The 13382-nt window shown below is 64.0% G+C and carries 8 protein-coding genes; 3 read left to right on the top strand and 5 right to left on the bottom strand.

Going from position 1 to position 13382, the window contains the following annotated elements; all coding sequences use genetic code 11:
- The first annotated feature begins 115 nt into the window (after window positions 1-115).
- Both CXY71_RS13400 and CXY71_RS13395 read left to right on the top strand, forming a co-directional pair.
- Window positions 116-4396 (top strand): LamG-like jellyroll fold domain-containing protein, encoded by a 4281-nt coding sequence (locus tag CXY71_RS13400; protein WP_233204633.1) that lies wholly within the window; start codon window positions 116-118, stop codon window positions 4394-4396.
- Between the two features lie 59 nt (window positions 4397-4455).
- The gene (locus CXY71_RS13395; protein WP_104136196.1) at window positions 4456-5541 is read left to right on the top strand and encodes a glycosyltransferase; all 1086 of its coding nucleotides are present in this window, start codon (window positions 4456-4458) and stop codon (window positions 5539-5541) included.
- 25 nt (window positions 5542-5566) lie between these two features.
- Here the strand turns inward: CXY71_RS13395 and CXY71_RS13390 are convergent, their stop codons facing one another.
- From CXY71_RS13390 to CXY71_RS13370, 5 genes are all read right to left on the bottom strand, one after another.
- Window positions 5567-6571, bottom strand: a complete 1005-nt coding sequence (locus CXY71_RS13390) for a hypothetical protein (protein ID WP_104136193.1) — start codon at window positions 6569-6571, stop codon at window positions 5567-5569.
- Entirely contained in the window at window positions 6571-8028 is a 1458-nt protein-coding gene (locus CXY71_RS13385; protein WP_104136190.1) for a polysaccharide biosynthesis tyrosine autokinase, read from the bottom strand. The genes CXY71_RS13390 and CXY71_RS13385 overlap by 1 nt, the downstream gene beginning before the upstream one ends.
- Window positions 8029-8178: 150 nt before the next feature.
- Entirely contained in the window at window positions 8179-8952 is a 774-nt protein-coding gene (locus tag CXY71_RS13380) for a CDP-alcohol phosphatidyltransferase family protein (protein ID WP_104136188.1), read from the bottom strand.
- Entirely contained in the window at window positions 8949-10202 is a 1254-nt protein-coding gene (locus CXY71_RS13375) for a DUF1972 domain-containing protein (protein ID WP_233204632.1), read from the bottom strand. The genes CXY71_RS13380 and CXY71_RS13375 overlap by 4 nt, the downstream gene beginning before the upstream one ends.
- 1 nt (window position 10203) lies before the next feature.
- A complete protein-coding gene (locus tag CXY71_RS13370; RefSeq protein WP_104136186.1) occupies window positions 10204-11751 on the bottom strand; it encodes a sugar transferase in 1548 nt (515 codons plus the stop codon).
- 464 nt (window positions 11752-12215) lie between these two features.
- Here CXY71_RS13370 and CXY71_RS13365 point away from each other — a divergent pair, with 464 nt between their 5' ends.
- A complete protein-coding gene (locus tag CXY71_RS13365) occupies window positions 12216-13265 on the top strand; it encodes a dipeptidase (RefSeq protein ID WP_104136184.1) in 1050 nt (349 codons plus the stop codon).
- Window positions 13266-13382 lie beyond the last annotated feature (117 nt).

Here is a 13382-nt window from a genome sequence, read left to right as displayed (position 1 = left end):
CCAGCACCAATACCCCGTATGGGGGGCATTGATAACTGACAAAGACTCAATATACTGCGAACTAGTGCGGTGGCTACTCGAAGGCTACGGTCCAAACCCTAAGTGAGGCCTTCTGGTGGCTGTTCCTCTGCTCGTCGCTTCGCGCAGTCTTGTCGCTCCAACACCCAGCGGAACCCCGCGCCTGGCCAAATTGGCACGGGCAGGCTGGCTCGCTCTGGCGACGGCGGTCGCCGTGATCGCCGGAGTGCTGAGCGCCCCAGCCGTGGCGCTGGCGGATTCCGCGCCGGTCGATGTCAGCACTCCGGTCACGGTCGCCGCGGATTCGCTGCCGACGACACAGATCAACGGTGTCGTCTGGACTCAGCTGATCGTGGGGAACACGGTGTACGTGGGAGGGGAATTCACCCGCGCCCGCCCGGCCGGCTCGGCCCGCGGTGTCAACGAGGAGGTGCGCAACAACCTGCTCGCCTACAACCTCACCACCGGACAACTCATGTCCGCGTTCAACCCCAACCTCAACGGAGCCGTTCGTGCTCTGGTCGCCTCGGCCGACGGTACCCGGGTCTACGCCGGCGGGTCTTTCACCAAGGTCGGTTCGGACACTCGGTACCGCCTGGCGGCCTTTGACACGGGTACGGGCGCCCTAGTCTCCACCTGGAAGCCGGTCGTGAACGCCTCCGTGAAGGCGCTGGGAATCTTCGGCAACACGGTCTATGCCGGAGGAACCTTTTCCACCGCCGGCGGACAGGCTCGCACCATGACGGCTTCATTCGCTGCGTCCAACGGCGCCCTCGGCACCTGGACCGGTGAACCTGCGGGCGGCGGGGTCAACGCACTGACCATCTCCCCTGACGGGGGCAGAGTCATCATCGGCGGCGCGTTCACCTCGTACAACGGCAGCTCCAACCCCGGCTACGGCATGGCTGCAACGGATGCCGCCACCGGCGCATCCCTGCCGTGGAAGATCAACTCGATCATTCGCAACGGAGGCAAAGACGCCGCCATCCTGAGCCTGACCTCGTCGGAACAGGGCGTCATCGGAACCGGCTATGTTTTCGGAACCGGCGGAACTCTCGAGGGTGCTTTTCGCGCCAGCTGGGACGAGGGTGCACTGATCTGGGTCGAGGACTGCCACGGCGATACCTACTCCGCAGTGCCAGTCGGCGACGTCGTCTACACCACTTCGCACGCTCACTTTTGTGGCAACATTGCCGGCCCGCCACAGACCGACCCATGGACCTTCCACCGCACCCTGACGTTCACGTCGGAGGCGAAAGGAATCATCACCAGAAACCGCACGGGCGGTTCGTATTACAACTTTGAGGGAACCCCCCGGCCTGACCTGCTGACCTTCTACCCCGATATAAATTCCGGCACGTACACCGGCCAGGGTCAGGGACCGTGGAACATTGCCGCGAATGAGGACTATCTGCTCTACGGCGGCGAGTTCACGATCGTCAACAACAAGGGGCAGCAGGGGCTGGCGCGGTTCGCGGCTCGCACCATCGCCCCAAATAAGGAAGGCCCGCGGGTCACAAATACCTCCTTTGTGGCCGCAGACTTCGTGCCGTCCGTCGCGTCCTTTGTGCCGGGGGGAACCCGGCTGAGCTGGATGAGTGCCTACGACCGTGACAACGAAAATCTCAGCTACGAGGTGCTCAGGGACGGTGCGAGCGTCGCGACAATCCTGGCCGACTCTACCGATTGGAACCGGCCGATGCTCAGTTGGAGTGACGCTGGGCTGACGCCGGGACAAAGCTACGACTATCGCATCCGCGTGACCGACCCATTCGGCAACAGTCGCACCGGCGCCGTGGCGTCGGTCACAGTAGCCGAGGGGGCGGGGCTGAGTGACTACGCGGCATCCGTTTTGGGTGACTCACCGCGGTCCTACTGGCCGCTCGGTGAGCAGGAAGGCACAACGGCCTTCGACTGGTCCGGCGGAGCCGACCTGGCCGTGCGGTCGGGCGTGACCAGAGATGTCTCGAGCGCCATCGCTGAGCAGGCCGCCTCGCGCTTCGACGGCACGGCAAACGGGCTGGCCTCGACTGCAACGGCGGAAGGATCGTCGAACAACTTCAGCGTCGAGGCGTGGGTGAAAACCACCACCACCCGAGGCGGCAAAATCGTCGGATTCGGCGACAAAGACACCGGCAACTCGACCGGATACGACCGCCACGTTTATATGGACAACAGCGGCAAGATCTGGTTCGGCGCCTACCCCAGCGCGATTCGCACCATTAACACGAGCGACAGCTATAACGATGGGCAATGGCACCACATTGTGGCCAGCCTCAGTCCGGCGGGCATGACGCTGTACATCGACGGCAAGCGCGCGGCGCATCGCTCCGACGTGACGACCGGGCAGGTTTACCAGGGGTTCTGGCGAATCGGTGGAGATACACTCAGCAGCTGGACCAGCCAGCCGACGAGTGGGTACATTGCGGCCGATATCGACGAGGTCGCGCTGTACAGCGGGCCGCTGAGCCGCCAGCAGGTGCTCGACCACTACGTCGCGTCCGGTCGCACCTCACCGGTACCGGCCGCGCCCGCCGATTCCTACGGTGCCGCCGTGTACGGCGCCGAACCCGACCTGTATTGGCGCCTGGGCGAAGCCGCCGGCACGACAGCCCTCGATGCTGGTCAGTTGGGCAATTCCGGAACATACTCCGGCGCCGTCACGAAGGGTGCGGACGCGCTGATCACCGGGACGAACAGTACCGCGGTGACCTTCAACGACGGAACTGTCAGCAGCGACACGCAATTCGTGAATCCGACCACCTACTCGCTCGAGGCCTGGTTCAACACGACCACGACCCAGGGCGGAAAAATCATCGGCTTCGGCAACCGTCAGACCGGGCTGTCGACCAACTATGACCGTCACGTCTACCTGCAGGATGACGGGCGTCTCGTCTTCGGAACCTGGACCGGCAAAGCAAACCTGGTGACCTCGGCCGCGTCCTACAACGATGGCGTGAGTCACCACGTGGTGGCCGTGCAGTCTCCCGCCGGCATGCAGCTCTACGTCGATGGCGCACTGGTGGGCACGAATCCGCAACCGGCAGCGCAGGCCTACTCGGGGTACTGGCGCATTGGCAGCGACTCCACCTGGGGCTCGAGCAGCCCGGCGCTAGCTGGCACCCTCGATGAGGTTGCGGTCTATCCCACAGCCTTGGAAGCCGCGGTCATCGTCCAGCACTTCGCGCTCGGATCGGGAGGAAGCGCGGCCAATCTGCCACCGACGGCAGCTTTCGTCTCCTCGGTCGACGGCCTGGCCCTGCAGGTTGACGCGTCGTCGTCGTCGGATTCCGACGGACAGATTGCAGGCTACGCGTGGACGTTCGGCGACGGCGCCACCGGCACCGCCGTTCAGGCGAGCCACACGTATGCTGAATCGGGAACATATGAGGTCACCTTGATCGTGACCGACGATGCCGGGGCTACCGCGGCAGCCACTGAGTCGGTTACGGTCACCGCCGTTGAGCCGCCAGTTGAGGAGAATGCACCCCCGGTTGCGGCCTTCACAGCGACGGCCACCGATCTTGCGGTCGCCGTCGACGGCGTCGGCTCGAGTGACGCGGACGGTACGATCGCGGGCTACACCTGGACCTGGGGGGACGGCGCGACCGAATCCGCCGCTGTGGCAACGGCAACCCACGGCTACGCTGTGGCCGGAACTTATGAAATCGTGCTCACGGTCACCGACGATGCCGGTGCAACGGCGAGCGCTTCCCAGCGCGTTGTGGTCACCGACCCGGCGCCAGCGCCCGCGACGGCCTTCGCAGCGGATGCCTTCAGTCGAGCCATGAGCACCGGCTTCGGCACAGCCGACCTCGGCGGGTCATGGACCACGACCGGATCAGCGGCCAACTACTCAGTAGGTGACGGCGTGGCCACGCTTCATGCCGTGCCGGGCAGGATGCTCAACGGCTATCTGAGCGCGGTGTTATCCACTGAAACCGACTTGACCGTGACAACGGGCGTACAGCAGGCAGTGACCGGCGGCGGCGTTTACCTCACGGCGATCGGGCGTCGGGTGGGTACGGACGATTATCGGGCACGCGTCAAGTTGTTGGCGTCCGGGGCAGTGCAGGTGCAGCTCCTGCGTTATGCGACGAGTCTCAAGTCCTTGACCATCCCCGGCCTCAGCTACGCGGCGGGGGATCAGCTGCAGCTGCGGGTGCAGGTCACCGGCACCGCACCGACCACGCTCAAGGCGATGGCGTGGAAGCTGGGTGAGCCTGCTCCCGATACGTGGCAGGTCAGCGCGACGGATTCGACGGCCGCCCTGCAGCAGGCCGGTTCGATCGGGGTAGCGTTCTACGTCAGTGGCTCGGCCACGGTGAGCCCGATGACGGCGACCTTTGACGACCTGATCGCAGTGGCGCCCCAGTAATTTGTACATGCAAGGAGCCATCCGATGACAGGCAACGAAGATGAGAGGGACCGCGCCGGATGCGGATCGTAACCACGAGGGCGAGGTTGTACCGAACCCTGCGCAGCGCTTATCTCGAGCGTGCCCACGTGTTGCCGGAGGCGACCATTCTCTATCGAGCGAAACGATACGACTTTCACGAATCCCTGGTTGAGGGGCTTAACGTTGTGCAGGCCGGGCCGGTGCGCGCCGCCTGGCTGCTGGCCCGGTCGAAGGTGATCACGCTCGAAATCAACGAACCGCTCATGCTCTCGAGCGTGTGGGGCAGTGCGCTGGCCATCAGCGGCTTGCGAGTGCGGTTGCTGTTCGGTGGCCCGCGCGCGACGATCGTCAGCTACGCCATGGAAAACTCAAATCCCCTGGTTCGCCCCGTCGGCGAGGAGGGTCGACTGCGGCGCTTCGCCAACAGCCACCTATCGCGGTTTGTCTGGCGGCACACCGATCGCATCGCGTTCGGCACTGATGCCGCGAGAATAACCTACGGCAGTGCCCTGCGTCGGCCATCGGTCGGAACCACGAGCACCGTCATCCCGGCCTTGCCGGCCCCGTGTGCCTGCCCGGTCGATTTCGGCCCTGGTGAGCCGCGCGTGGTCTTTCTCGGAGCCCTCGTGGCCCGGAAGGGTTTTCCTGAATTGCTTGCGGCCTGGCCGAACGTCACCGCTCTCATTCCTGCAGCTCGGCTGACCATCATCGGCAAGGGGACCCTCGAAGGCCGGGCCCGTCAGGCGGCCGAGCAGGACCCGACGATAGAGCTCATCATCGACCCGCCGCGAAGTGAAATTCACGCTCACCTGCGGCGCGCGGGAGTGCTCGCCCTGCCGTCTCAGCCCACGGCAACGTGGCGCGAGCAAATTGGTCTGCCCATAGTTGAGGGCCTGGCCCACGGGTGTAATATCGTCACAACGTCGGAGACCGGCCTCGCGGACTGGCTCACCGAGCACGGCCACGATGTCGTTGCCCCCGGGGCAGGGGTTCCGGCCTTGGCAAACGCGGTCATGCACGCCCTGCAGAAGCGGGTTGGAACCGGCGCGGCAATCGTTGCCGATCTGCCGGCGGTCGACGGGCGCTTAGCCGCCGACGCCTGGATGTTCGTCGGGGCGCGCTAGAACGGCCTGTTCGGTGGGTGGGTGCTCAGCGCGCTCGAACGGCGCGCACCGCGCACTCGTACGCCTCCAAGTGCCCGGCCACGCCGGTCTCCCAAGTGCGGGCCGAAAGATTGGGACGGGCCGTGTGGCACGAGAACCGCGCGGCGGCGAGCGCATCGGTGAGGGCCCGGGGCGAGAGTGCATCGGGGTAGGTCATTACCCAGTCGCCGCCTACCTCGTTCGCTAGCGCCTCGGTTACAGTGTTCCGCGGCACCAAAACGGGGCGGCCGAGAGACAAGGCCAACAGTGCGGCACCGGAATTGTGCATCTCCTGATAAGGGAGGACGACCAGCTCGGCCTCGCCGATCTCGTGGGCAAGCGTCTCGTCGCTGGCATAGCCCAGGCTGCATTCGATGCGCGGGTCTCCGGCCGCCAGAGCTCCCAGCGTTCGGGCCAGCTCTGGAGTGTGGGGCTGACCGACGATTCGCAGCGTTGCGGACGATTCCGTAGCATCCGTTAGTGCGGTGAAGGAGTTGATCAGTGTGTCGATGCCCTTATAGGGGCGAATCAGGCCGAAGTAGAGCAGGCGACCGGGAACTGTCGACGGGCAGGTGCGGCCGGCATACGACTCGCGGTAATCGCCGTGTGCAATCGTGCGTTCGAGCGCACCCACCGGCAGGGGAGTGAATGGATTGAGCCTGATCCACAGGGTGGTCTGGCGGTCGAACGCATGCAGCAAGCGCCGCTCGGTCGGTGACTTCTCTTCGTGGCTGCGCAGGTTGTGCAGCGTACGCACTACGGCCGTGTGGCGGAAACGCAGTCGCGAAAGCAGAAGTGCGAACAGCAGGCGCCGCACCAAAGCTCGCGCCGGGGTGCGCCCTTGCAACAAAATCTCAGGCCAGTGCACATGGAACACATCATATGGTGCCGTCAACGCCCGCCACCAGGAGAATCCGTCAACCTGTAGGTGTTCCCGCAGCCCTCGGTCGAGTTGAACGAGGTAGGGGTTGGTCGTGGCGCGGCCCTCCGGAAACGACTGGAGGACGCGCACTACTTGGTCCGCGCCGGTTCCGAGTCTCGGCGGCCGGAGTCATCGAACGCGGCTTTGGGTGCTCGGGTGGCCGTGACCCGGTTGGCCGGTCCGGTCATTGGTGCAGACACTCCCTTCACGGGTGCGAGCGGTCCGTAATAGACCTCGGCGCGATGTTCGCGCACTTGGTTCAGCACGATGCCGAGAATGCGGGCGTTGACCGCTTCGAGGGACTCGAGAGTGGTCGTGAGCTGCTGGCGGGTGGTCGTTTTGTAGCGAGCTACAACGATGGCACCGTCGGTGAGGTGGGATAATCCGAGGGCGTCGGTCGCCGGAAGCAGGGGAGGGGAGTCGACGACGATGAAGTCATAGTCTTCGAGCAGGCGTTTCATCAGCGTTTTCATCGCCGCCGAACCGAGCAGTCGTCCGGGATTGGGTGGCACGGCGCCGGACGGCAGTACATCGAGCCCATCGGACCAGCGCACGATAGCATCTTCGGGTCCGACGTCGCCGAGCAAAATTGTGGTAAGGCCGACGTCGCCCTCAAGATCGCACAGTTCGGCGATAGACGGGCGTCGCAGGTCGGCATCGATCAGCAGCACCTTCGCGGAGCGCTCGGCCATGGCTAACGCAAGGTTGATGGCGGTCGTGGATTTTCCGTCGCGAGCGACGGCGGAGGTGATAACTGCACTGTGCGGCGGGCTGTCAACGTCGATGAATTCGAGATTGGCGCGCACCCGGCGGTAGGCCTCGGCCAGAGCACTGTGGGGCATTACCCGCATGGCCAGACCCGCGGGGTCGGAGCGCCGTTTACGGCCGACCATGCCGAGCAGTGGGTCCGACGAGACTCGGTCGAGGTCCTTCTGCGTACTCACCCGGGTATCGAGGACCTCCCGGGCCAGAGCATAGAGTACGCCGACCATCAGACCGAGCAGCAGACCGGTCAGCACGATGAGCTTGGTATTCGGAGAAAACGGTGCACCGGGAAGTTGCGCGGGCGACACGGTCTTCACCGAGATCGACGGCAAATTGTCGGGGCCCTTGGGCGCCAGATTCTCGACCGTCGTGGCGAGCGACAGTGAAACAGCGTCGGCCAGATCGACGGCCTGACCCGCCGACCCGCTGAAGGCGGTGATATTGATAAAGACGGTATTGAGCGGTGTGACGGCGGACACCTGGGCGGCGAGGTTCTGGGTGGTCGTATCAAGCCCTAATCGGGTGATCACCGGGCCGAGAACGGTCGGTGTCGTCGCGAGCTGCGCATACGACTGCACGAGATTCTGCGTGAAGGTGGAGGTCTGCAGGAGTTCGCTGGTGGTCTCACCGCGGTCGCTGGTAACAAAAACACTATTGGTGGCCTGGAACTGCGGGGGCTGGCCGGCCGCATAGCCCCACGCTGCCGCACCGCCGAGCAGCCCGACAATAAGGATGATCAGCCATCGCCTCGTGATTGTCCTCAAATAGTCGATCGGTTCCACAGCATTCTCCGTTCAGTTGCGCCCACACTACAATCAAGCTGATCAAAACTCACAATTGTCAGTTTGCAGTACATCCCCCAGTAGGGGGGTACGTCGCCGAATAGTTCAGGGACGTTGGAATATTCCGTCCAGATACGAGCGGATTTCCAGCTACGGCCGGGGCACTCCGACGCCTCCCAGCGCGGTCATGTCTCGAAACCACTTGGTCAAAGCGAGCGCCAGATACAGCGCATTAGCGACAAAGAGCACGGCGTACACCCCGAAGAACAGCTGGGGAGCGCCGAGCAGCACAAAGGCGAGGCAGAGCACGCCGTAATCGGTCGGCGCCCCCAGGAATGAGCGCAGCACCGTGCGGCGAGCGGTCGATGGCGCGGCCAGGGGATCGTGCTTGGCCTTGAGCAGATCGTTCAGGATCATCGCGAAGAAAGACACGGCCGCCACCACCGTAAACCCGATCGGAACCAGCAGCCAGGCCGGATCGTTAAAGGCAAAATGTGTGAACGCAGTGATCAGCACGGCCAGGTGGAGCGTAGAAATCTTGATGGCGTCGATGACATGGTCAAGCCATTCGCCGGAGGCTGAACCGCCTCCACGTAATCGTGCGACCTGGCCATCGGCCGAGTCGAAGGCGTAACCGACGGCTAGCAGCAGCCAGACAGCGATACCGAGGAGCCAACTCGGTTCGCCGATCGCGAGCAGCCCGATCGCGCAGAAAGTGAAGCCGGCGCTGATCGCCGTTACGTTATTGGGGCTGAGCCCTAGCTGATAGGCGCCGGCCGCGAGGTAACGGCCGACTCGTCGGTTCACGTATACCGAGTAGACCGGTGCCCCGCGGGTGGCGGTTTTTTGGGCGCACGACAACCGGCGCACAATGTCGAAATAGCTTTCCGCGGGCTGCGCGGCCGGGGCCGGAGTGCTGGTCATAGTGTGATTCCCCTGGACGGTGCGGTTGACGGTTGCCGGCTCATGGTCTCGGGAAGGCTCCAGGTCGACTCCTCGGCACGGCCGTTGCTTTGGCGGTGTGTGGTGTAGCCGGCGGCCACGCGTCGGGCAAGGCCCTCATAGCTTGCCGTGACGCTGTCCCAGTTGTATAACTTCGCCGCCCGCTCCTGCAGCGCGGTTCCGACCTCGGCGGCGCTATCGGGGCTGAGCTCGGAGTCTTCGATCAGGGCGCCGAGCGATTCCGCCCGGCTGAAGTAGGCACCGTGGGTGCTGAGCACCTCCCGGTTGAAGACGACATCCCAGGCGATGACCTTGGTGCCAGCGCCCATCGCCCGCAGAAGCGAGGGGTTGGTTCCGCCGACCGAGTGGCCGTGCAGGTAGGTGTGTGCGTGCGCGTACAGCTGATCGAGTTGGCCCTGATCCCACACGCTTCCGATCATGCGGATGCGCGAATCGCTGGCGGCGAGGTCGGCAATACGATTGATGTGATCGACCGCGTAGGGCGCAGAGCCGACCACCACGAGCGGCAGCAACGCGCCGCTGGCCCGGTACCCTTCGACGATCACATCGACATGGTTCTCCGGCTCGAACCGCGCGACGACGAGGTGGTAGCCACCGGGTCGGAGTCCGAGTTCGGCGAGCCGGTCGCACGGGGTGTCTCGCAGAATCTTGGTGCCGTAGGAGATCAGCTCGGTGGGCACCTCGAACTCATCCTGGTAGTAATCGACGATTCCCTGCGCGTCGGCGATGAGGGCATCCGCTTCACGAACAGCTACCTCTTCGGCCCACCGATAGTAGCGTCGGCCGGTTGGGCCCCACTTGTCGCGCTTCCACTCGAGTCCGTCCACATGCACCACGCTCGGAATTCCGCGCAGGCGCAACAGGGGGACGAACGGTGCATTGGCGGCGTTGAAGACGAACGCGACATCGGGGCGGTGATGCACGCTCGCGTGCAGCACCGAGAGCCCGGTGTGGCTGAGTGTTTCGAGAATCTTGTGCCGCATGGCTGGCAGCTCAACCAGCGTCATGCCGAGATATTCTTTCGGTGCCGGCTCCACTGTGTGGCGACAGTACACGGTTACGTCGTGGCCGCGGTCGACCATTCGTCGGCCGATTTCCTCGACGGCCGTTTCGAAACCACCGTAGGTGGCGGGTACGCCGCGGGTGCCGATCATTGCGATGTGCAGGCGTCGTTGGCTGGTGGGCGCAGTGTGTTCGGTCCCCGCGGTCATGTCAATATGCCCCTACTGGTTGAATGACGGTCTTGAAGGTGCGCCAGATGATCATCAGATCGCCGGCCAGCGACCAGTTCTCGACGTAGTACAGGTCGAGCCGTACGCTGTCTTCCCAACTCAGGTTGGAACGTCCGTTGACCTGCCACATGCCGGTCAGACCTGGCTTGATGTAAAGGCGTCGGTGCACGTGGGTCTCGTAGCCCCGTACTTCCTCCGGAAGCGGCGGACGGGGGCCGACCAGACTCATTTCACCCACAAAGATGTTCCAGAGCTGGGGCAACTCGTCGAGCGAATACTTGCGCAGCACCCGGCCGATCTTGGTGATGCGGGGGTCATTGCGAATCTTGAACAGCACCCCGGCGGCCTCGTTCTGGTCGAGGAGGCCCGCCAGGTCGTCTTCTGCCGTCTGCACCATAGAACGGAACTTGATCATGCGGAAGGTCTGGCCATTGCGGCCGCAACGCTCCTGGCGAAACAGCACAGGGCCGGGGCTGTCGAGCTTGATTAGCACAGCGATAGCGGCCAGGACGGGCAGCAGAAACACGATGGCGAGTCCGGTCGTCACGATGTCCAGGGTGCGTTTGAGGGCATGACGGCCCCCTTCGAACCGGGGGATTTCGACGTGGATCAGCGGGAGGCCGTCAACGGGACGGAAGTGGATGCGGGGACCAGCGACGTCCGTCAGCCGGCTGGATAGGACGAGCTCGGCAGACGTGCCCTCGAGGTCCCAGCCGAGGTTACGAATGTAGGAACTGCCACCGCTGGGCTGCCCGGCTACGATGACCGTGTCGACGCCCATGGCCGATGCGGCCGCGGCGACATGTTCGAGATCGGACACGATCGGCACAATACGGTCGCCAGCGGCTATCTCAGCGCCATCGCTCTCTTCGAGTGCGGCCCCGACGATGTAGTATGCGGCGCCGGACTTGGTGTCGATCTGGCTGACGACATACTCAACGTCCTCCCGGTTTCCCACCACGATGACCCGGGCGAGATAATGGCCGAACGTGCGTTGGTGCAGCAGCCATTTGCGCCACAACCACCGTTCGAATACGAGAGCGATAACGCCGAGGGGCAGCGCGAGAATGAAAAAGAGGCGCGCGATGTCAACCTGCAGAATGAGAAAGGCGATGGCGAGCATACCGAACGTCACGGCACTCGCGTTGACAACCTGTTTGTACTCGTGCGCTCCCACGCCCACTACGCGCGAATCGCGGGTATGGAACAGCTCGAGAGCGACGAGCCAGGTCACCACGATCAGCAGGGACACCAGCCAATAGTTGGCGCTGAACGATCCGGGAACGGCCGGAATGCCGCGCACGCCGAACTGGAAGACCAGTGCAACAGCCACGGCCAGCACGATGACGGTGACATCGGTCAGGCGCAGCTTCGTGCGGTAGCGGCGCGCCCAGATAAGTCCCGACGACGGGGTGTCGAGGGCAATGTCGAGGGGCGCTGACGTGGCCTGGCCGACGAGACGGAGCTTCGGCACGCGGGGAAGGGAATTGCCTGCCGGAAGTGGCGCGGGGGAGTCTGGCTCAATCATGCGTTCTTCCCGGTGTGATCGAACGCCAGGGTGCTGCCAGATAGGGACACAGGGGTGCGCTCGACACCGGCCTGGCGCAGGCGGCGCTGACGGTGAAGTGGCGGGTCGGGGTGTGTGTCACGTTGCATTCCCTGCAGTCGGGTTTACAGGAACAGGTGGTCTTAGGTGACGATGCTGGCACTTGTCTTTCGGTGGAGCGCGGCAGTGAAACTGATTCTTTCTCAGTAACTTACTGGCAGAGACTACCCCGATTCACGTCGGCCGCGCTGTGACCTCAACGGGGGACACCTTCCGCGTGCTGCGTGCAGCAGTCCGTCGCGGACTGTCCCGGTACCGCCACGGATGGTTCGGAGCCTCATTCATGTCCGATATTGCGGCGCACTTGCGCATTATTGGCGGCCGCGCACTCGCACGGTGCGGGTCGTAGGCTGATCGGAGCCAACGCATTGCCGGGGAGAATTCACATGACTGAAAGATTTACGAGATTTCCCGTCATCGACGGGCACAACGATCTTGCCTGGGCCAGCCGCGCACATCGTGAGTATTCCGTCAGCGGACTCGATTCCGAGCGGGATTCCGGACGCAGCGCGCTTCAAACGGATGTCCCCAAGTTGCGTCGCGGAGGCGTGCACGGCCAGTTCTGGTCGGTCTGGGTGCACACCGATCTGGAGGGGACGGATTCAGTGCAGGCAACCCTCGAGCAGATTGACTTCATTCACCGCCTGATTGCGGCGTATCCCGATGACTTCGAGCGGGCCGTCACGGCCGCCGACGTCGAGCGCGCCCAGTTGAATGGAAGAATCGCGTCGCTGTTGGGAGTCGAAGGTGGCAATCAGATCAACAACTCGCTCGCCGTGCTGCGCGGGTATGCCCGCCTGGGTGTGCGCTATATGACGCTGACCTGGAACTCCTCGACCGAATGGGCTGATGCAGCCGTGGGCGATGTGACCCACGACGGGATAAATGATCGAGGGCGGGCTGTTATCGCGGAGATGAACCGCATCGGCATGATGATCGACCTCTCGCACGTCTCGGCCGCGACCATGCAGGACGCGCTCGACGCGACCGAGTTGCCGCTCATCTTCAGCCACTCGTCGTGCTTTGCCCTCAACCCCCACCCTCGGAACGTGCCGGATGAGATTCTTACCCAGCTCAAGGCCAACGACGGTGTGCAGATGATTACCTTCGTGCCAGCGTTCATCTCGGCAGACTACCGACGCTGGGAAGACGAGGGCTCGGTGGGGGACAAGCCGCTCGTGACGGTCGTGCACGTTGCCGACCACGTTGAGCATGCCCGGCGGGTCGCCGGCGCCGATCACATCGGTCTCGGCGGCGACTTCGACGGTTGCCCCGATATGCCGGTCGGCCTGGCGGACGTGTCGGAATACCCGAACCTGTTCGCGGAGCTGGCCCTTAGGGGCTGGAGCGACGCCGACCTCGCCAAGCTCGGTTACCAGAACGTGCTGCGCGTGCTGCGCGCCAATGACCCCGCTTACCGCGCGTTCGTCGCGTAGCCGCTGGCCGAGGAGGATCAACCATGTCGTGGATTGTTTTGATTGTGGCCGAGCGTCATCTATAGCGGGGCGCTCGTGCTCAGCATGGCTGGCCTTGGGCCATGAGGAAGATTTTGA

Origin of the sequence: Cryobacterium sp. Y62, from assembly GCF_002929785.1 — a bacterium.
Lineage (GTDB): Bacteria > Actinomycetota > Actinomycetes > Actinomycetales > Microbacteriaceae > Cryobacterium.
This window is presented reverse-complemented; position numbering and strand designations above follow the sequence as displayed.

What these genes read in the sequence shown, in the direction of transcription:
- CXY71_RS13395 (WP_104136196.1), top strand. Translation starts at nt 4,456, where the DNA reads ATGCGGATCGTAACCACGAGGGCGAGGTTGTACCGAACCCTGCGCAGC.
- CXY71_RS13380 (WP_104136188.1), bottom strand. Translation starts at nt 8,952, where the DNA reads ATGACCAGCACTCCGGCCCCGGCCGCGCAGCCCGCGGAAAGCTATTTC.
- CXY71_RS13375 (WP_233204632.1), bottom strand. Translation starts at nt 10,202, where the DNA reads ATGACCGCGGGGACCGAACACACTGCGCCCACCAGCCAACGACGCCTG.
- CXY71_RS13370 (WP_104136186.1), bottom strand. Translation starts at nt 11,751, where the DNA reads ATGATTGAGCCAGACTCCCCCGCGCCACTTCCGGCAGGCAATTCCCTT.
- CXY71_RS13365 (WP_104136184.1), top strand. Translation starts at nt 12,216, where the DNA reads ATGACTGAAAGATTTACGAGATTTCCCGTCATCGACGGGCACAACGAT.